This window comes from Pedobacter aquatilis (assembly GCF_032678405.1).
Classification (GTDB): domain Bacteria; phylum Bacteroidota; class Bacteroidia; order Sphingobacteriales; family Sphingobacteriaceae; genus Pedobacter; species Pedobacter aquatilis_A.
In genome coordinates, this window is record NZ_JAVTSJ010000003.1 from 109000 (window position 1) to 130629 (window position 21630).

14 protein-coding genes are annotated in these 21630 nt (G+C 37.3%); 12 read left to right on the plus strand and 2 right to left on the minus strand.

The genetic code is table 11. The features are described 5' to 3' along the window. Window positions 1–47 precede the first annotated feature (47 nt). The 10 genes from R2R71_RS09790 (at window position 48) to R2R71_RS09835 (ending at window position 17910) form a co-directional block, all read left to right on the plus strand. Window positions 48–419 carry a DMT family protein gene (locus R2R71_RS09790; RefSeq protein WP_316831096.1) on the plus strand — a complete coding sequence of 124 codons (372 nt, stop codon included), beginning with the start codon at window positions 48–50 and terminating at the stop codon, window positions 417–419. Between the two features lie 65 nt (window positions 420–484). Next, window positions 485–3364 (plus strand): triple tyrosine motif-containing protein, encoded by a 2880-nt coding sequence (locus tag R2R71_RS09795; RefSeq protein ID WP_316831097.1) that lies wholly within the window; start codon window positions 485–487, stop codon window positions 3362–3364. Window positions 3365–3709: 345 nt separating this feature from the next. Then, entirely contained in the window at window positions 3710–6748 is a 3039-nt protein-coding gene (locus R2R71_RS09800) for a TonB-dependent receptor (RefSeq protein WP_316831098.1), read from the plus strand. Window positions 6749–6759: 11 nt separating this feature from the next. Further along, the gene (locus R2R71_RS09805; protein ID WP_316831099.1) at window positions 6760–8241 is read left to right on the plus strand and encodes a RagB/SusD family nutrient uptake outer membrane protein; all 1482 of its coding nucleotides are present in this window, start codon (window positions 6760–6762) and stop codon (window positions 8239–8241) included. Window positions 8242–8301: 60 nt separating this feature from the next. Beyond that, window positions 8302–9969, plus strand: a complete 1668-nt coding sequence (locus R2R71_RS09810; protein ID WP_316831100.1) for a glucoamylase family protein — start codon at window positions 8302–8304, stop codon at window positions 9967–9969. 15 nt (window positions 9970–9984) lie between these two features. Continuing rightward, on the plus strand, window positions 9985–11352 hold the full coding sequence (locus R2R71_RS09815) for a glucoamylase family protein (RefSeq protein WP_316831101.1): 1368 nt from the start codon (window positions 9985–9987) through the stop codon (window positions 11350–11352). Between the two features lie 74 nt (window positions 11353–11426). After that, the gene (locus R2R71_RS09820; RefSeq protein ID WP_316831102.1) at window positions 11427–13172 is read left to right on the plus strand and encodes a discoidin domain-containing protein; all 1746 of its coding nucleotides are present in this window, start codon (window positions 11427–11429) and stop codon (window positions 13170–13172) included. A 27-nt stretch (window positions 13173–13199) separates the two neighbouring features. Continuing rightward, a complete protein-coding gene (gene bglX, locus R2R71_RS09825) occupies window positions 13200–15497 on the plus strand; it encodes a beta-glucosidase BglX (protein WP_316831103.1) in 2298 nt (765 codons plus the stop codon). Window positions 15498–15564: 67 nt separating this feature from the next. Next, on the plus strand, window positions 15565–17070 hold the full coding sequence (locus tag R2R71_RS09830) for a sulfatase (RefSeq protein WP_316831104.1): 1506 nt from the start codon (window positions 15565–15567) through the stop codon (window positions 17068–17070). A gap of 60 nt (window positions 17071–17130) precedes the next feature. Beyond that, the gene (locus R2R71_RS09835) at window positions 17131–17910 is read left to right on the plus strand and encodes a dienelactone hydrolase family protein (protein ID WP_316831105.1); all 780 of its coding nucleotides are present in this window, start codon (window positions 17131–17133) and stop codon (window positions 17908–17910) included. 55 nt (window positions 17911–17965) lie between these two features. Here the strand turns inward: R2R71_RS09835 and R2R71_RS09840 are convergent, their stop codons facing one another. Then, entirely contained in the window at window positions 17966–18694 is a 729-nt protein-coding gene (locus tag R2R71_RS09840) for a YebC/PmpR family DNA-binding transcriptional regulator (RefSeq protein WP_316831106.1), read from the minus strand. Between the two features lie 91 nt (window positions 18695–18785). Then, window positions 18786–19733, minus strand: a complete 948-nt coding sequence (locus tag R2R71_RS09845) for an NAD-dependent epimerase/dehydratase family protein (RefSeq protein ID WP_316831107.1) — start codon at window positions 19731–19733, stop codon at window positions 18786–18788. A 225-nt stretch (window positions 19734–19958) separates the two neighbouring features. Here R2R71_RS09845 and R2R71_RS09850 point away from each other — a divergent pair, with 225 nt between their 5' ends. Beyond that, on the plus strand, window positions 19959–20489 hold the full coding sequence (locus R2R71_RS09850; RefSeq protein ID WP_316831108.1) for a sigma-70 family RNA polymerase sigma factor: 531 nt from the start codon (window positions 19959–19961) through the stop codon (window positions 20487–20489). A gap of 96 nt (window positions 20490–20585) precedes the next feature. Continuing rightward, complete coding sequence (locus R2R71_RS09855) at window positions 20586–21605, plus strand: FecR family protein (protein WP_316831109.1); 1020 nt, start codon at window positions 20586–20588, stop codon at window positions 21603–21605. Window positions 21606–21630 lie beyond the last annotated feature (25 nt).

The window sequence follows — 21630 nt, forward strand, 5'->3', positions numbered from 1 at the left end:
ACTTTAAAACAAAATTGAGTTTCGGGAGTTTATCCTGATACTCTGCTATGCGTGCTCTATTCACCGTCTTTTTTCTATTTGTGTCGAATACCTTTATGACACTTGCCTGGTACGGCCATTTAAAATTTAAGGAAATGGAATGGAGCAAAAGCCTTGGCTTGATTTCCATAATTGCAATTAGTTGGGGAATAGCACTTTTCGAATACATTTTTCAGGTGCCAGCAAACAAGTTTGGTTTTAAAGAAAATGGTGGTCCATTTAGCCTAATGCAATTAAAAGTTACGCAGGAAGCGGTATCGATAACAGTTTTCCTGCTATTTTCGATCTTGTTTTTCAAAACCGAAAAAATTGCCTGGAATCATATCGTTGCTTTTTGCCTCATTATTCTGGCGGTTTTCTTTGCCTTTATCAGGAAGTAATTCAATTTAATATCTTCCTTTTATTTTTATTACTTTGTGCAGTAAAGGTTTTACCAGAATCACCCATGCAAAAATTATTAAGCTGCCTTTTTTTATTTATCATTTTTACTTCCAAATCCAATGCCGCTGATATAAAAAGTATTGGTGTTCCTTATATAGAAAACTATTCAAAGGCAGTTTACACTTCAGGTAATCAAAACTGGAGCGTTGCTAAAGATAAAAATGGTGTAATGTATTTTGGTAATGCTGAAGGATTATTAACTTTCGATGGACGTTATTGGCAGAAATACAAAATGCCAAACAACCAGATTGTACGTTCAGTTGCTACTGATAATAATGGTAAAATTTACACGGGTGGCTTTGGCGATTTCGGGTATTGGTCTTTTAAGCAAAATAGATTAAAATACACCTCGCTTATTAATCTGATCCCAAAATCAGATCCCTTAAAAGATGAGATCTGGAAAATCCATATCTATGGTAATAAAATTATTTTTCAATCATTCAGTACTATATATATTTACACAAATGGAAAAATCAACATCCTGAAAAATGCCAGTAATTTTCTATTCTCCTATAAGATAGGTAATCGTTTCATTGTTGAGGATAAAGGTTTATATGAGTTAAAAGGTAATAAACTCGAATTTATACCCGGAAGCGATATCATATGTAAAACCGGCGTTTTATCAATATTACCATTTCAAGGTAATAACCTGATTATTGGTACTGGTAAAAATGGTTTATTCATTTTCGATGGAAATACTTTTAAACCCTTTAATACACCTGCCAACGCATTTTTATCGGCCTTTCAGCTAAATAATGGTGCTAAAATCCTTGATAAATATTATGCTTATGGTACAATTCTGAATGGAATAATTATTATTGACGAAGCTGGAAATATCATTCAAAGAATTAACAAATCAAGCGGACTTCAGAATAATACCGTTTTAAGTTTATACAGCGATAATGAACAAAATCTATGGGCAGGCCTCGACAATGGAATCGACAGGATTGAACTTAACTCACCGTTATACTTTTACCTTGATAAAAACGGCGTATTTGGCACAGTATACTCAAGCGTTATTTTCAAAGGAAAAATCTATCTTGGAACCAACCAGGGTTTATTTTACAGCGAGTGGAAAGATGGCGGGCAGTTTTCAAATCTGAACTTCAGGCTCATTCCAAATTCGCAGGGACAGGTTTGGGAATTAACAATAATTGATGATCAACTGCTGTGCGGTCATAACAACGGAACATTCAGCGTTGTTGGCGATAAAATTGAAAAACTTACCAGTTACAGCGGCGGCTGGACAATCAAAAAACTAAACAGTAACCCAAACCTGCTGATCCAGGGGACCTATACCGGATTGTTGCTATTCAATAAAAACAGTCAGGGTAAATGGCAGTTTTTAAAAAAGATTGCCAATTTTAGCATTCCTTCCCGTTATGTTGAACAAGATAACAAAGGCGAAATATGGGTTAGTCATGCATATAAAGGACTTTATAAATTAAGATTAAGCAGTGATTATAGCACTGTAATTTCCAATAAGTATTATGATGAGCATAGTGGTCTACCAAGTAACTATAACCTCAATCTCTTTAATTTGGAAGATAAAATTGTTTTCGCCAGTGAGTCAGGTTTCTTCACCTACGATAACCTGAGCGATAGGTTTTCTAAATATAATGTACTTAATAAAGCCTTAGGCTCATTTGCCGCATCAAACAAAATTATCAATGCTGGTGCAAAAAAATACTGGTTCATTAATCATGGTAAAACTGCTCTTGCTGATTTCAGTGAGGCCGGTAAAATTTCCATTGATTCGAATCTGTTTAGTATTCTCGATGGCAAAATGGTTCAATACTATGAGAATATAAGCCGAATTAGTAATTCAATTTACCTGATCAGTGTTGATGATGGTTTTGTATTTTATAATGCCGGTCAGAAACTGGCGGCACAGTCGAACAAAACCCAGCAAAATGTACTCATCAGAAGAATTGAAGATATTACCGATAAATATTCGATTATAAGTGAAAATGGTAACGATGGCTCGGAGGTTGAGATTAAAAACAGCAGAAATAATATCCGGATTTCTTTCTCCCTCCCCTATTACAGGCAAGCAAAAGTTAAATTCCAGTATTACCTTGAGGGTTATTCAAAAGACTGGTCAGACTGGAGTTACGCCACCCAAAAAGATTTTACCAACCTTAGCAGTGGCAAGTATATTTTTAAAGTCAGGGCTAAAATAAATGATTCATCAGTTAGTGAAATAACAACCTTCGAATTCACCATACTTAGACCTTGGTACCTGAGTAACTGGGCGATATTATTTTATACGCTGATTTTTATTATAGCCTTGATTTTAGGTAAAAAGATTTACGAAAGAAAACTTCAGAAAGATAGCCAGAAAATAAGCGACAGGCTGCAAGCGGAACAGGATGAAATTCTTAAGCAGGAATCAGAGGCTAACGAAAGACAGATCCATAAACTTCAAACAGAGAAACTGCAAGCCGAACTGGCCTCAAAAAACCGTGAACTTGCAAATTCGGCCATGACCCTCGTTTATAAGAATGAGCTTCTTCAAAAGCTTAGTGATGATATTGTAAAACTGAAGGATGAAAATGGCAAAAAGCTTGCCGATGAGCAGGTGCGCAAAATTCAGAAAGTTATAAATGACGGAATGAATGATGAACGCGATTGGCATTTATTTGAAAATAGTTTCAACGAAGCACATGAAAGCTTCTTCAAAAAGCTTAAAATCGATCATCCTGATTTGGTACCAAACGATCTTAAGCTTTGCGCTTATTTAAGGATGAATATGAGTAGTAAAGAAATGTCATCATTACTAAACATTACACTAAGGGGTGTCGAAATCAGAAGGTATCGCCTGCGCAAAAAATTAAATGTACCACATGATAAAAACCTTACCGAGTTTTTAATGGAACTGTAGATTTAACCAAAATTACACTAATAAAATTTCCCGGTAACTTGTGCATATTTTGGCGTTTTTAACTTCAATTTAACACACAAACGCTTTTAAACACTACATCATTACCTCTCATACGCCTTTTCAAATCCTTTCAAAATACTTCGTGTATTTTATACACTTGTGTACCCGTAATTAATCAGTTACAATTCTAAAAACTGCGTTTTCAGCCCAATTTCGCATTCGGTCTAAAGGTTTGAGATACTACACTTTTAAATATGATGTATTAATGTAGAGGTAGACAGGCTTGCACAAGCAAAAAAACAACCTCAATTTTAGCTTAACAATTAAACTAAATTATAATAAAGCATGAAAAGAATCTTTACAAGAATTTCTGTTCTGGCCGGGATTTGTTTACTCGCAATTAACGTAGCATTTGCGCAAAACATTACCGTAAAAGGTAAGGTTACTGATGGAGGAGATAAATCCACCATCCCTAGCGTAAGTGTGTTGGTTAAAGGAACACAAAATGGTACACAAACAGATGCATCAGGAGCTTACAGTATCAGCGCTCCGGCAAACGCAACTTTAGTATTTCAATACTTAGGTTACACTGCTCAGGAAATCCCTGTTAACAACAGAACAACTATCAATGTAGAATTAGCTTCTTCTTCACAACAACTAGAGCAAGTTGTTGTAGTAGGATATGGTACACAAAGAAAAATCGATGTTACAGGCTCTGTAGCCAGCGTAAAAGGTGAAGAAATATCTAAGCAGGCATCTGTTAACCCTGTAAGTTCGTTACAAGGTAAGGTTGCAGGTGTTCAGATTACCAATGCTGGTTCTCCTGGCAGTTCTCCACAAATAAAAATAAGGGGTTTAGGAACCATTTATGGAAATGCAAACCCACTTTATGTAGTTGATGGAAACTGGTTCGATGACATCAGCTTTTTAAATCCTGGTGACATAGAAAATATCAGTATTTTGAAAGATGCCTCGGCACAATCTATCTACGGTATCCGTGCAGCAAATGGTGTTGTATTAGTAACTACTAAAAAAGGTCGTGTTAATATGCCTACAACGGTAAATTATGATGGCTATGTAGGTTTTCAAAAAGTTACAAACCAGGTTGAAATGGCTAATGCATCAGAGTATGCAACATTAATTAATGAGTTATATACGTCAAATGGTAATGCAGCCTTATTTTCGAACACCAATTTAGGCGAAGGAACTAATTGGTATGATCAAATTTTAAGAAGTGCATTAGTTACCAATCATCAGTTATCTGTAATGGGTGGTTCTGATAAGTCATCTTATAATTTATCATTAGGATACTTAGATCAGGATGGTATAGTTAAAAACAATAACTACAAGCGTTATACTGGTAGATTTTCAAATGATATTCAAATTGCTGCACCTTTAAAGGTTGGTTATAGCATTGCTGGCCTTATGAGTAAAAGCAATGATATTCCGTCTTCAATCTTTCATCAAATGTACTCTGCATCGCCTACAGTTCCTGTATTCAATGCAAATGGCAGTTATGGTGATCCTAGATCGCAAAATTTAGGTGATGGGGCTAATTTTAACCCACAGGCTACTCTTGATTTTTATAATCAACAATCTAAAAACTACAAAGTAACTGCTAACTTATATGCAGAACTTAAATTTGCTAAACACTTTACGTTTAAAACAAGTTTAGGTGGAGATTTTGCACAAGCTGAAAGTCGTGCTTACTCACCTAAGTACTATGCAACATTTGCTCAGCAAAGTAATACGAGCAAATTAGCTATAACAAGAGCTGAAACGAGAAACTGGATCTGGGAAAATACGTTAACTTACAACAATACTTTTGCTGAAGATCATAATTTAACAGTATTAGTAGGTCAATCTGCTCAACAAAGAAAAACATATAATCTTACTGGTTCAGCATTAAATGTTCCATATAACACCGATAGCGATTTATATTTAGCTTTAGGTGATGCATCAGGAAGAGAGCTAAGCGATGGTGGAGAGTTAAATAATTTTGCATCTTATTTTGCGAGGGTTAATTATAGCTTCAAAAATAAATATTTGTTAAACGCATCAATCAGAGCTGATGGTGCTTCTCAATTCTATGGTTCTGAACCATGGGGCTATTTCCCTTCAATTGGTGCTGGCTGGGTTCTTACCGAAGAAAGCTTCATGAAAAACCAACACTTTTTTGACATGTTAAAAATTAGAGGTAGTTGGGGTAAAATTGGAAACGCAAGTGTACCGTTTAACCCTTCAATCCAAACTGTTACACAAACAGCAGCTCTTGTTGCCTTTTTTAATAATGTTGCAAATACTGGTGCAAGTATATTCTCTTATGTTCCTCCAACCATTTTATGGGAAAGAGGTGTAGGAAGTAATATTGGCTTTGAAGCTGCATTCTTAAAAAACAGATTAACTGTTGAAGCGGACTATTATGACAGAAAAACATCAAAAGCAATCTTCAATCTTCCATTATTAGGTAGCTTAGGTGCTTCTAACTCTCAAATTTTAGGTAACCAGGCAGATTTACAAAACAGAGGTGCAGAGCTTTCGGTATCATGGAAAGACCAAACAGAAGGTGGTTTTGTTTATTCAATCAGTGGTAACGTTGGATACAACAAAAACAAAGTTACCAACGTAGTTTCAGGGGCGAATCCTATTTATGCTGGTAGTACTGGTATAACTAACGGTTATTCTGCTACAAGAACTGTAGTTGGAGAGCCAATCGGCCAGTTCTTCGGTTATAATGTTATAGGTATTTTTCAATCTGCGGCTGATGTTGCTGCTTCACCAACACAATCTAATGCAGCCCCTGGAGGGTTCAAATACCAGGATGTTAATGGTGATGGTGTAATTAACTCTAAAGACAGGGTTGTACTTGGTAACCCTAACCCAAGGTATTCGTATGGTTTCAACACAAATTTTGGCTACAAAAATTTCGACTTAGCGGTTGATTTTCAAGGCGTTGCTGGCGTTGAAGTATACAATGCTAACATCGCTTACCGTTACGGTAATGAAAATTTCACAAAAGATTTTTATAATAACAGATGGCATGGAGCTGGTACTTCAAATACTTATCCTTCTGCAAATGTAGGTGCTGCTGCCAATTCTTCACCTAACTCATTCTATGTTGAAGATGGTTCTTATTTCAGAGTAAGAAATATCCAATTAGGCTACACACTTCCAAAATCTATTACTGATAAATGGAAAATGCAAAAAGTTCGTTTTTACGCGAATGCACAAAACGCATTGAACATTTTTGGATATAAAGGATTTAGCCCTGAGATTACGGCATCAACAACTCAAAATTCTCCAGCTGCATTAAATGCTGGTATCGATGCTAACGTATATCCTTTGTTCGCAACCTATAACTTCGGTATTAACGTTACTTTTTAAAGCATAACAAAATGAAAAAAATTAATCAATATAAAAAAGCAATAGTAGGTGTCGGTTTTATAGGCCTGATTTCAATTGCTCCTGCATGTAAAAAAAGCTTTTTAGATGTGCCAGTTCAGGCACAGCAAGCTGGATCTACATTTTTTGTGTCGCAAGATGACGCAACTAAAGCAATAAATGCAGCATACGCTAATTTAAGAGCATGGGGCAACACTGCCTTCCCTGCAATTGCAGTTGAAAGCATGGGATCTGATGAAGCAGAAAAAGGAAGTAGTCCAACAGATGCGACTTTCTTCAACGACTACCATAATTTCACTGTAAATCCTGCTGATGGACAATTATCTGGTTTTTGGAATGCTCAATATCAGAATATCCTTTTATCAAATCAGGTAATTACCAGAATCCCTAGTATAACTATGGATGCATCTTTGAAAAGCAGGTACATCGCTGAAGCGAAGTTTATTCGTGCTCTATCATATTTCCGTTTAGTAAGAGCATTTGGAGATGTTCCTTTGAGACTAACGGTACCAACTGATGTATCGCAATATAATATTGCTAAAACATCAAAAACTGAGGTTTATGCACAAATTGAAACAGATTTAAATGATGCTGCTGCAGGTTTGCCTCAAACATATGCTTCAGCAGATTTAGGTAGAGCAACGAAAGGTGCTGCATTAGGTTTGCATGCTAAAGTAGCCATGTACCTAAAAAAATGGAATGATGTCCTGTCTTATACAAATACTGTTATGGGTATGGGATATTCTTTACTACCTAATTTCAACTCTGTTTTTAGAATCGCTAATGAAAATAGTAGTGAATCAGTTTTTGAAATCCAAGCGTCTCTTTTATTAGGAAATGCAGCTGCTTCAAACTCGCAATATTCTCAGGTACAAGGCGTACGTGGATCAACTGGTGGTGGTTGGGGATTCAATGTTCCAACTGCAGCATTAGCCGCAGCGTTCGAAACTGGTGATCCTAGAAGAGATGCTACCATAATTTTCAGAGGTGAAACAACTCCTGAAGGAGATGTAATTCCTGCTACTGGAGATAACCCAATGTACAATCAAAAATCTTATGTGCCATTTAGCTTATTTGTAAGTGGCTACAATGAAGGTTGCCAGCAAAACTTCAGAGTACTTCGTTATTCAGATATTTTATTGATGAATGCGGAAGCAGCTAATGAATTAGGCAATTCAACTTTGGCAATCTCTTCTTTGGAGGCCGTTAGGTTAAGAGCAAGACAAGGTAGTACAACTATTTTACCTAAAGTTACATCAACTGATCAAACAACATTACGCAATGCTATATGGAAAGAAAGACAAGTTGAATTAGCGATGGAATATGATCGTTACTTTGATGTAATCAGACAAGGAAGAGGAACGGCTGTTTTCGGAGCAAGAGGATGGAAAGCAGGCAAAAATGAAGTTTGGCCAATCCCTCAGGATGAAATCGACAAAAGTGGTGGTTTGCTAACTCAAAACGCAGGTTACTAATTTAAAAAATCCAAATATAAAGGCTGCCCATAGCTGGCAGCCTTTATTTTAAATCTTATCATGACTAAGTACTGGAAAATTTCCTTTTTAATAATATTCAGCTTTTTATCATGTAAAAAAAGTGAAACAGCTGATAATTCAAATCCAGCTACAACTCCCTCTACTTATTTCTTTTCGAACCTAACGGTAAATGGCAATTATACCGGACTCACTTATTACGGTTTAAACAACACGCCAGTTGTTAAAATCACTTTTTCATCTCCCGTAAACTTAACTTCTGTTAGCGGAAATGTTACCCTGGCCGATGCTGCAGGAAATACCACAGCATTTACTTCAACTTTAGAGAATAACGATAATACGCTTGTAATCATGCCTTCGGCAGCATTACAACCGATTACTAAATATATTTTAACTGCCTCAACCGGGTTATTATCCAAAACAGGTAGCAAACTTCAGAGTAGTGTTATAGTTAACCTGATTACGGCTGTTGATGATACCGACAAATTTGCCCGAATTAGCGATGATGAATTACTCACTTTAGTTCAAAAACAAACTTTTAAATACTTTTGGGATTTTGCACACCCTACAAGTGGTTTAGCCAGGGAAAGAAACACTTCTGGAAATATAGTTACATCAGGCGGATCAGGTTTTGGTATTATGGCTTTAGTAACCGGGATTAGTCGCAATTTTATTACGCGGGCTGAGGGTTTGGCAAGAATGCAAAAAATTGTAGCCTTTTTGAAAACAGCAGACCGTTTTCATGGTGCTTACTCGCACTGGATTGATGGAAGTACCGGAAAGGTTGTTCCTTTCGGCACCAAAGATAATGGAGGCGATTTAGTAGAAACCTCTTACCTGATGGCTGGTTTGATAACTGCCCGTCAGTATTTTAATGGTGCAGATGCAGCCGAAACAGCATTAAGAACTGATATTAATACGATATACAACGGTGTAGAATGGAGCTGGTACCGTAAAGATAATAGCAGTACACTTTACTGGCATTGGAGCCCGAATTATAACTGGGATATGAACCTTCCTATAAAAGGATGGAATGAGTGCCTGGTTACCTATGTTATGGCGGCCGCCTCCCCTACTTATTCAATTCCAAAAACCGTTTACGATACAGGTTGGGCACAAAACGGCGCAATGAAAAATGGGAATACTTATTATGGCGTACAGCTCCCATTAGGTACTGCAAATGGCGGCCCCTTGTTTTTTGCACATTATTCATTTATGGGCATTAATCCGAAAGGGTTAACCGATGCTTACGCCAATTACGAAACACAGACTAAAGCACATACACAAATCAATTATAATTACTGCAAGGCGAATCCTATGGGTTTTTATGGCTATGGCGAAAACTGCTGGGGCCTAACTGCAAGCGATATCAATGGTGGTTATACAGCCAGTGCCCCCGGAAACGATGTTGGCGTTATTGCGCCTACCGCAGCGTTAGCCTCATTTCCGTATACACCTACTGAATCCATGCAGGCACTAAAATATTACTACTATAAGTTAGGTAATAAAATGTGGGGCGATTACGGTTTTTACGATGCTTTTTCTTTGCAAGATCAGTGGTTTGCTACATCTACACTTGCAATAGACCAAGGGCCAATAATTGTAATGATAGAAAATTACCGCTCCAATTTAATATGGAACTTATTCATGAGCGCTCCCGAAGTAAAAACCGGTATGCGCAATTTAGGTTTCAGTAGTCCAAATCTCTAATCATCTCCCTAAAAAATGAAATTTATATTCCGAATTCTTCTTGTTGTTTTAATCAGCTCTGGCATACAGTGCACATCCGAAGCACAAACCTTCGAAGTAATAAAATCTGCTCCCCCGATAAAAAAAGGATTATCAGACGATGCCTTGCTAGATGTTGTCCAAAAGCAAACTTTTGAATATTTCTGGGATGGAGCGGAACCTACTTCTGGCGCCGGACGCGAACGTTATCACGCCGATAATATCTACCCTGAGAATGATAAAAGTACGGTAGCTACCGGAGCAACAGGCTTCGGACTAATGGCCATTTTATCGGGAATAGATAGAGGTTATGTAACTAAGCAACAAGGTTTAGACAGGTTAAATAAAATTTTAGGTTTCCTTGAGAAAGCAGATCGCTTTCACGGTGCATGGCCGCACTGGATTCATGGTGAAACCGGGAAAGTACGTCCTTTCGGGAAAAAAGATAATGGCGGTGATCTTGTGGAAACATCTTTTGTGGCACAAGCTTTAATCTGCATTAACGAATACTATAAAAATGGTTCTCCCGCAGAAAAAAAACTGGCAAAAAAAGCAGATGAACTTTGGAAAGGAATTGATTTCAGCTGGTACAGAAATGGCGGACAAAATGTACTTTACTGGCACTGGTCGCCGGAGTATGCCTGGGAAATGAACTTCGCAGTTAAAGGCTATAACGAATGCTTAATCATGTATGTTATGGCGGCTTCTTCCCCTACCCACACTATTCCTGCAGAAGTATACCACGAAGGCTGGGGAAGAAATGGCGGAATAAAAGCAAACTTCAAAGTATATGGACATCCTTTCACCATGGATTACCAGGGCCAGAAAAACGCAGTAGGACCTTTATTCTGGGCTCATTATTCTTATCTGGGACTAAATCCAAAAGGCTTAAAAGATCAATATGCAGATTACTGGGAAAACAATGTTAATCATACCCTGGCTATTCATGATTATTGTGTAGCAAATCCAAAAGGCTTTAAAGGTTACGGAGTAAATAACTGGGGGCTTACGGCAAGTTATTCTGTAAAGGGCTATGCAGCTCACAACCCACAGGAAGATTTTGGCGTAATTTCCCCAACAGCAGCAATATCTTCAATTCCCTACACACCAAAAGAATCGATAAAAGTAATCAGACATCTGTATGAAGATTTAGGTGATAAGGTTTGGGGAAAATATGGCTTTTACGATGCCTTTTCTGAAACCGACAACTGGTATCCGAAAAGATATTTAGGTATTGATCAGGGGCCAATGGTGGTAATGATCGAAAATTACCGGTCAGGTTTGCTTTGGAAATTATTTATGCAAAACCATGATGTAAAGAATGGCTTAACAAAGCTTGGATTTGAAAGCCCGCAAATAAAATAATCGTTAATGCACATCATGAAACAATCTTTAATTAGAATGTGACATAGCAATAACGACTCAACAAATTTTAAAACATGAAAAAAATTATACTTACTTTTTTGCTTTTTGCTTCATGCTTAACCGTATTTGCTCAAAAACAAAAAACGTATTGTAACCCTATAAATGTAGATTATGGCTACACACCTTTCGAGTCTTTTACCGAATGGGGAAAACACAGGGCAACCGCCGATCCGGTAATCGTTAACTATAAAGGCGAGTTTTTACTGTTCAGTACAAACCAATGGGGTTACTGGCACAGTCCAGATATGTTGAACTGGAAATTTATTGAACGTAAATTTCTTCGCCCGTGGAACAATACCAAGGATGAACTTTGTGCGCCGGGTGTAGGTATCATAGGTGATACGGTTGTTGTTTTTGGAAGCACTTATACTAAAAACTTCACCCTTTGGGGTAGCACCGATCCATTGGGCAACAAATGGTTTCCATTGGTCGATTCGCTTGAAATTGGCGGTTGGGACCCTGCTTTTTTTACTGATGATGATGGTAAATTTTACATGTACAACGGAAGCAGTAACGTATACCCGATGTATGGAGTAGAATTAGACCGAAAAACTTTTAAACCAATTGGGACAAGAACACCAATGTACCTGCTGCAGGGATGGCGCTACGGCTGGCAACGTTTTGGCGAATATATGGATAATACCTTTCTCGATGCCTTTGCTGAGGGCGCCTGGATGACGAAACATAACGGAAAATATTATTTTCAATATGGTGCACCAGGAACAGAATTCAGTGGTTATTCGGATGGTGTTGTTGTGGGCACCAAACCGCTGTTTGATGGAACAGAAGCTATCCCTCAATCCGATCCCTTAAGCTACAAAGGCGGGGGATTCTCGCGAGGCGCAGGCCATGGAGCAACATTTCAGGACAATGATAAAAAATACTGGCATATATCAACAAGCATTATCTGTGTTAAGAATACCTGGGAAAGAAGAATGGGCATATGGCCAACGGGCTTTGATAAGGATGATGTGATGTGGACAAACACAGCTTTTGGCGATTATCCGCTTTATCTTCCATCAGAAAGAAAAGAAGGTGGTCCTGCCGGGCCAGGATGGATGTTGATCAATTACAAGAAACCCGTAACGGTATCATCAACATTAGGCACTTTTAATGCCAACAACGCTGTTGACGAAAGTATAAAAACCTATTGGAGTGCTAAAACAGCAAATAGTGGCGAATGGATACAAACAGACTTAGGCACCCTTGCTACCGTTAATGCCATTCAGATTAATTATGCCGATCAGGATGCTGAATTTATAGGCAAACAAACCGGCATTTTCCATCAGTATAAAATTTTATCCTCAATAGATGGAAAAAAATGGTCGGTACTTGTTGACAAAAGCCAGAATAAAACCGACGTACCACATGATTACGTTGAACTTGAAAAACCTGTAAAAACAAGGTTCATCAAGATGGTTAATATCCATATGCCAACCGGAAAGTTTGCAATCAGTGGATTACGTGTTTTTGGTAACGGAAACGGAACAAAGCCCGATGCAGTAAAAAATCTCATCGTACTCAGAACAGAGAAAGATAAACGAAGTGCCTACATTAAATGGCAGCCCGTAGATAATGCTTTTGCCTATAATTTATACTATGGCACAGCTCCTGACAAACTTTACAACTGCATTATGATTCATGATTTTAATGAATACTGGTTTAAAGCAATGGATTTAAAAAAAACATATTACTTCAGTATTGAGGCAATTAATGAAAACGGCGTATCTAAAAAAACTGATGTAAAAACAGTTGATTAAACAATGAATAAATACACAAATTATATAATGAGAAAAGCGAATATCCTATTTATTTTACTTGCGGTTATAGCTGTAAGTTCTTCAGCGCAAACCAAAAAACCTGTTTCTGCCGAAGAGGCGAAGATGAACACTTTTATTAATAACCTGATGGCTAAGATGACTGTCGACGAGAAAATCGGACAGTTAAATTTACCAAGTTCGGGCGATATTACTACAGGACAGGCTAATAGCAGTGATATAGGTAAGAAAATTAGAGAGGGGCAAGTAGGCGGACTTTTCAACATCAAAGGTGTAGAGAAGATTGCCGCTGTACAAAAAGTTGCCGTTGAAGAAAGCAGGATGAAAATTCCGCTTCTTTTCGGCATGGATGTTATACATGGTTACAATACCGTTTTCCCGATTCCTTTGGGTATGAGTGCCACCTGGGATATGTATTCTGTAGAAAAATCGGCCAGAATTGCAGCTATTGAAGCGAGTGCCAGCGGTATCAACTGGACCTTCTCTCCTATGGTTGATATCTCACGCGATCCTCGCTGGGGCCGAATCTCTGAAGGTAACGGAGAAGATGCTTTTTTAGGCTCTGCAATTGCTAAAGCAATGGTTAAAGGTTATCAGGGCGATTTAAAAACAAACAACCAGATTTTAGCCTGCGTTAAGCATTACGCTTTATACGGTGCAGCCGAAGCAGGTCGCGACTATAATACTACCGATATGAGCAAAGTACGCATGTATAATGAGTACCTACCCCCATATAAAGCTGCAATTGATGCCGGCGCAGCAAGCATCATGGCATCATTTAACGAGGTTGATGGTATTCCGGCAACCGGAAGTAAATGGTTAATGACTGAAGTTTTGCGTAACCAATGGGGCTTTAAAGGTTTCGTTGTTACCGATTATACGGGTATACCTGAAATGATTGCACATGGCATGGGCGATTTACAAACGGTTTCGGCTTTAGCTTTAAATGCGGGTGTTGATATGGACATGGTTGGTGAAGGTTTCCTTGGTACACTAAAAAAATCATTGGCTGAGAAAAAAGTGAATATAGAACAGATTAATCGTGCCTGCCGTTTAATTCTTCAGGCAAAATACAAACTTGGCTTGTTCGAAAATCCATATAAATTCTGTGATGTTAAAAGAGCAGAAACAGAAGTTTTTACACCTCAGAACCGCCAGGCAGCCAGAGAAATTGCAGCAGAAAGTTTTGTTCTTCTAAAAAACCAGAATAATGTTCTTCCATTAAAAAAATCGGGCACTATTGGCTTAATTGGCCCATTGGCCGATAATACAGCAAACATGTATGGTACATGGAGTGTTGCGGCACTTTTCGATAAGTCAGTAACCGTTTTACAGGGAATGAAAAATGTATTGGGCGAGAATGCGAAAATTTTAACCGCCCGTGGCGCTAATTTCCTGGCCGATTCAGTAATGGAACACCGTTATGTTAATATCCACAACAATACTTATACCCGCGATTCGAGAAGCGAAGAGGAACTGATAAAAGAGGCTGTAAATGTTGCTAAGAAATCGGATGTGGTTGTTGCTGTTTTAGGTGAAGGTTCTGAGTTTTCAGGCGAAAGCAGTAGTGTTACTGATATTCAAATCCCGCAAACGCAAAAAAACCTTCTAAAAGCTTTAACGCAAACAGGAAAACCAGTTGTATTGGTGCTATTCACTGGTCGCCCGCTGGCCTTAAACTGGGAGAATGAGAACGTTCCTGCAATATTAAATGTATGGTTCCCAGGAAGTGAAGCCGGAAATGCTATTTCTGATGTACTTTTTGGAGATGTAAATCCTTCAGGTAAATTAAGTGCTACTTTCCCGCAAAATGTTGGTCAGGTTCCGATTTATTATGCGCACAAAAACACAGGTAGACCGCTTGCAGATGGCAAATGGTTCGAAAAATTCCGTTCAAATTACCTTGATGTAAATAACGACCCGCTTTATCCTTTTGGTTATGGTTTAAGCTACACAAATTTCGGTTATGGCGACATCAAACTTAGTTCAAACACATTAACCAAAGGTAAAAGTATTACTGCTACTATTGCTGTTACCAATAATGGTTCAGTGGGGGGCAAGGAAGTTGTTCAATTATATACGAGAGATTTAATTGGCAGCATTACCCGCCCGGTAAAAGAATTAAAAGGTTTTCAAAAGATATATTTAAAACCTGGAGAGACTAAAAATGTAACTTTCTCTATCAGTGAACAGGATTTAAAATTCTATAATTCAGATTTAAAATTTGTTGCAGAACCCGGAGATTTCAAAGTTTTCATCGGTACTAATTCGAGAGATGTTAAGGAAGCATCTTTCACTTTAAAATAAAAAGTTAACAATGGTTAGTTACGCCCCAGTCTATTGCAGAATAGCTGGGGTTTTTTAATTTTGTTATATGAGGAAATCATTGATAATTACATGTATTGCAGTTGCCGTGATGGTAAATATCGCCTTTAGTCAGGTAGCAAATAATAAAAAGCCTTTTAACATTGTATTCATTTTAAGCGACGACCATCGCTTTGATTTTATGGGTTTTACCGGAAAAGTACCAGGTTTGGAAACACCGGTAATGGATTTTATGGCCAAAAATGGCGCATACTTAAAAAATGCCTTCGTAACTACCTCCTTATGTTCGCCAAGCCGGGCTTCAATATTAACCGGACAGTATGCTCATACTCACACTATTGTAGATAATAATGCTCCAATGCCTGAAGGGCTAAAGTTTTTTCCTCAATACCTGCAGGAACATGGTTATCAAACTGCATTTATGGGTAAATGGCACATGGGCGATACTGATGATTTACCTCAACCCGGATTTAATAAATGGATCAGTTTTAAAGGTCAGGGTGTATATTACAGCCCGGTTTTTAATATCGACGGCAAACAAATAAAACAGCCCGAGGATAGCTATACCACAGATTTATTAACAAATTATGCAGTAGATTTTATCCATAAGCGTGATAAGAATAAACCTTTCATGTTATACCTTTCTCATAAAGGTGTTCATGCCGATTTTGAACCTGCTAAAAGACATGCCGGTAAATACAAAAACATGGAAGTTATCAGCCCACCTTCAATGTATATCACCGCCACTGATTCCAGTAAAAAATATGGTAGGATTACCGAACCTCAAACCAAACTAAATAAAGCCGACATCCCGCTTTGGGTGAGGAAACAAAGGAATAGCTGGCATGGTGTAGATTACATGTACGATGGCGGAATTGACTTTATCGATTTCTACAGGAGATATAACGAAACTTTGCTAAGTGTTGATGAAAGTATAGCTCAGGTTATGGCCGAATTAAAGAAAGAAGGTCTGGATAAAAACACGCTTGTAATTTACATGGGTGATAACGGATTTCAGTTTGGCGAACACGGCCTTATTGATAAACGCGATTTATACGAGGCTTCGATTAGAGTACCTATGTTAGCTTATGCACCAGGGCTGATAAAACCTGGAACGGTAATTAATGAGATGATTGAAAATATAGATGTTGCACCGACATTGCTTGAACTGGCAGGAATTAAAAAACCAGAGCAGATTCAGGGAGACTCTTTTTTAAACTTACTATCTGGAAAGAAAACAGCCTGGCGTGATAAAATTTTTTATGAGTATTATTGGGAATGGGCATTCCCTCAAACACCAACCATGTTCGGCGTAAGAACGAATCAATACAAATATATTTTTAATCATGGGGTTTGGGATGCAAATGAGCTTTATGATATTAAGAACGACCCCGAAGAAATGAACAACTTAATCAGAGACCCAAAATATGCTGAAATCGCCGGCGATTTGAAGAAACAGATGTGGGATTGGCTGGAACATACCGGAGGTATGCAAATTCCGCTAAAAAGGGTAAATGAGAAAAGAATTGACCACTTATACAGAGGAACTTATTAATAAAACTTCTCCACAACATAAGTCTATTGCAGAATAGCTGTTGTTTTTTAATTTTGCTACATGAAGAAAATATTGCTGACTGTTTTTCTGATGGCTTTTGTGTTTATTACAAAAGCCCAGGACCTGAATAAATATGATAAGGGTAACTTTATAAAAGGAAAAGATTCTATCTATTACCGGATTCTATTTCCTGAAAACTTTAATCCGGCGCAAAAATATCCGGTCGTATTTTTTTTACACGGTAGTGGCGAAAGAGGTAATAATAATGAAAGTCAGCTGGTACATGGTGGTAAATTATTTTTAAAAGACGATGTAAGGAAGAACTTCCCGGCAATCGTTATTTTTCCGCAATGCCCCGCCAACGATTACTGGGCCAATGTAAACATTGCTCCTAATGAGCAAGGTAAGAGAACCTTCAGCTTTGTTGAAGGTGGAAAACCAACAAAAGCCATGCATGCATTAAAAGCTATGGTTAAAGATTTTCTTAAAAAACCATTTGTAAATAAGGAGCAGGTTTATGTTGGTGGTTTATCTATGGGTGGAATGGGTACTTTCGAATTGCTTAGAAGACAAAGAAAAACATTTGCGGCAGCAATTTCTATCTGTGGGGGCGATAACACCAACAACATAGATAAGTATAAAACTGTACCATTGTGGATATTTCATGGTGGTAAGGATGATGTTGTAGACCCGGCATTCTCTATAGCCATTTCAGAACGTTTAAAAACTGTTGGCGATGAAGTAAAATTCACGCTATATCCGCAAGCTAATCATAACAGCTGGGATAGTGCTTTTGAAGAACCACAATTATTACCATGGTTGTTTTCGCACAAAAAATAAAAAACAAAGCCCCGAAAATTTAAAACTTCCGGGGCTTTGTTTTGAGATAGAAATACTATTCGGCCATGTTATGATAAACTGCCTGAACATCATCGTCTTCTTCAAGCTTATCAATTAATTTTAACACATCAGCAGCTTGTTCTTCAGTAACTTCATGATGTGATAAAGCAATACGCTCCAATTTAGAGCTCTTTAATTCAATACCCTTTTCCTCAAGTGCCTTTTGCAAAGAACCAAAATTTTCAAAAGCACCTTGTGCAACAACAACATCATTACCTTCCTCATCAGCTTCTACATATAATTCTTCCAAACCGGCATCAATTAGTTCAAACTCTAACTCTTCAAGGTCTAAATTCTCTGTTGGTACGAACCTGAAAATAGATTTTCTGTTGAAAACAAAATCCAAAGAACCGGTTTTGCCTAAAGAACCGTCAGTTTTATTGAAATAACTACGAACATTTGCAACTGTACGGTTAGTGTTATCGGTAGCAGTTTCAATTAAAACAGCAACACCATGTGGCGCATAACCTTCATAAACAATTTCTTCATAGTTAGCCAAAGATTTATCAGAAGCACGCTTAATGGCCGCTTCTACCCTATCCTTTGGCATATTTACAGCTTTAGCATTTTGCATGGCCGTACGTAAACGCGAGTTAGTTTCAGGATTTGGTCCTGATTCTTTAACAGCCATTACAATATCTTTACCAATACGGGTAAACTGTACCGCCATTTTAGACCAACGCTTAAATTTTCTTTCTTTTCTAAATTCGAATGCTCTTCCCATTTTATTAAGTATCAAGTATTTGGTATCAAGTATCAAGGCACAGCCTTGAAATTACTATCAACTCTATTTATTTTTATTTTTGCTTAAAGCTTTAGCTTTTCTTTAAATTATTTAACATATCAATTGTAAGTTTCGATAAATCGAACTCCGGTTTCCAGTTCCAGTCTTTTGCGGCAAAACTATCATCGATAGAACGAGGCCAGCTATCAGCAATTTGCTGACGGGGATCATTATCGACGTAAGATAATTTAAAATCCGGAATATGTTTTCTTATTTCTGCCGCTAAAATTTCAGGGGTAAAACTTACACCCGCAAAATTATAACTGCTTCTTACCGAAATCTGGTCTGCAGGTGCATCCATCAATTCAATCGTTCCGCGTATAGCATCGTCCATATACATCATTGGCAATTCTGAGCCTGCATTTAAAAAGCTCTGATAACTACCTTTTTTTAACGCTTCATGAAAGATATGAATTGCATAATCTGTTGTTCCGCCTCCTGGTGCAGCTTTCCAGCTAATTAATCCAGGGTAACGGATACTTCTTACATCTAAACCATATTTCTGGTGATAATATTCACACCATCTTTCTCCGGCTAATTTACTGATTCCGTAAACCGTATTTGGGTCCATGGTACAATATTGAGGTGTATTATCTTTTGGAGAGTTTGGCCCGAAAACTGCAATAGAACTTGGCCAGTAAACTTTAGCTGTTTTATATTCGAGTGCCAAATCTAAAACGTTTAACAAACCGTTCATGTTTAAATCCCAGGCTAATTTAGGATTTTGCTCTCCGGTTGCAGATAACAATGCAGCAAGCAGATAAACCTGTGTTGGTTTGTACTTATGAAAAATACCCTTAATCATTTCTTTGTCCAAAACGTTAACAAATTCGAATGGTGCCGAATTTTTTATATCGTAATCGGGTCTGCGGATATCGCATGCCACAACATGATCATCACCATATATTTTACGTAATGTGGTTACCAGTTCGGTACCAATTTGTCCGTTCGAACCTAAAACAATTATATTTTCCTGCATATTTTTTATTGAGAATGAGCAAAGGTAAAAAAATGAGATAAAAGGGCTATAAAATATTTAAACTAAGTGATTAGCTTTAATGGCGTTAAAATAGATTTATTCCATATAAACCAGCACACAAGTATTTATACGTTCATTTATTGATGCTAAAGGAAATAAATTATTACATTTACCTGCATTCCAAATATTATGAGCATTCTTCAACCAGAAGATTTTACGGATCTAATGAATCGTCTTAAATCAGGAGATGTGAGTGCCTATGAGAAAATATACCTTACTTATAGTAAAGAACTCCTGGCGCATGCCTATAAAAAAACAGGTGATAAGGTGATAGCCCAGGAACTGGTTCAGAATATTTTCATCTCCCTTTGGGAAAAACGGGAAACTGCCGAAATAAAAGAAATTAAAAATTACCTGTATGGCTCCTTAAAATTTGGGATTATTAACCACATCAGAGCCGAAGTTATTGCAAACAAATATATCGAGTACGAAAAAATTGCCTATCGGCAAAATAGTGATGATACAGCCAACATTGTTGGTTTAAAAGATTTAACTGAAATTATTGAGTTCAGCTTAAATTCGTTGCCTTCAAAAACACAGGAAGTTTTTAGGTTGAGTCGTTATTCGCATCAATCGGTTAAAGATATTTCCAACGATCTTAATATTTCTGAAAAAGCTGTAGAATACCATATTACCCGCTCACTTAAACGCATAAAAGAACATCTTAAAAATTTTTACGTTTTTTTTGTTTTGTAAATCAACAACTTACAAGTTTTTACAAATAAATCTTGAAGTAGCTTTAGGGTAATACCCGAATTATGTTACTTGTATATAATTAACCAAATATTCTTTATGAACAAACAATCGTTTTTCGATTTGCTTACCCGATACCAGGAAGGTAACTGTACTGAAAGTGAAAAGCTGTGGCTCGACCAATGGTATGGTTTACTTGGGGATAAAAATATCGATAATCTTTCTTCGACTGAATTAGATGAAATGAAGGATAATGTTTGGTTAAAACTGCAAAACAATACACAAACAGGAAAAAAACCAAGAACATTGAAATTGATCTGGCTTAAAACTGCAATTGCCGCATCAGTAATCATTGCATTTGTTATTTCTGGATTATATGTTTCTAAAAACCATGCTGAAAGTTCGTTTATGGATGAAAACAGCGGATTAGATTTAATTTCAAAAACCAACACCTCAGCTTCTCCAATTGTAGTTGATTTAAACGATGAGAGTAAAGTAACCTTACAGCCAAATGCCAATATAATTTATCCAAAAACCTTTGCCGCAAATAACCGCAAGGTTTATTTAAAAGGTAATGCGTTCTTTTCAATTACTAAAAATCCGAAAAGACCTTTTTACGTTTACAATAACAAATTAGTTGTACGTGTATTAGGCACAAGTTTTTTTGTAAAAGAATCATCAGAAAACCTGCCAGCCGAAGTATCGGTTAGAACGGGTAAAGTTCAGGTAAATGAAAATACAGAAAGCAGCCTTATAAACCTGCCAGGAAGTAAAGTAGCGAAAGCTGTTCTTTTAACACCGAACCAGAAAGGCCTCTTCGCAGAGCATAAAATAAAAACCACACTAGTTGAGAAACCAATTCCACTTGCTATTGCTTACAACGAGCCAAGCAATATCAGTTACAATTTTAAAGAAGAAAGTTTAAGGGCAATTTTTAAGACCTTATCTGAAGCTTATGGTATTGAAATTAAATCAGATAACGAGCAAATATTAGATTATACATTTACCGGCGACGTAACTAACAAAGGCTTGTATGATCAGCTTAGCCTAATTTGTGGGTCTATTTCAGGCAAATATTCAATTTCAGGAACCAGGATTCTGGTTTCTATTAAAAACTAACCAATATATGATGATTATGAAGAAA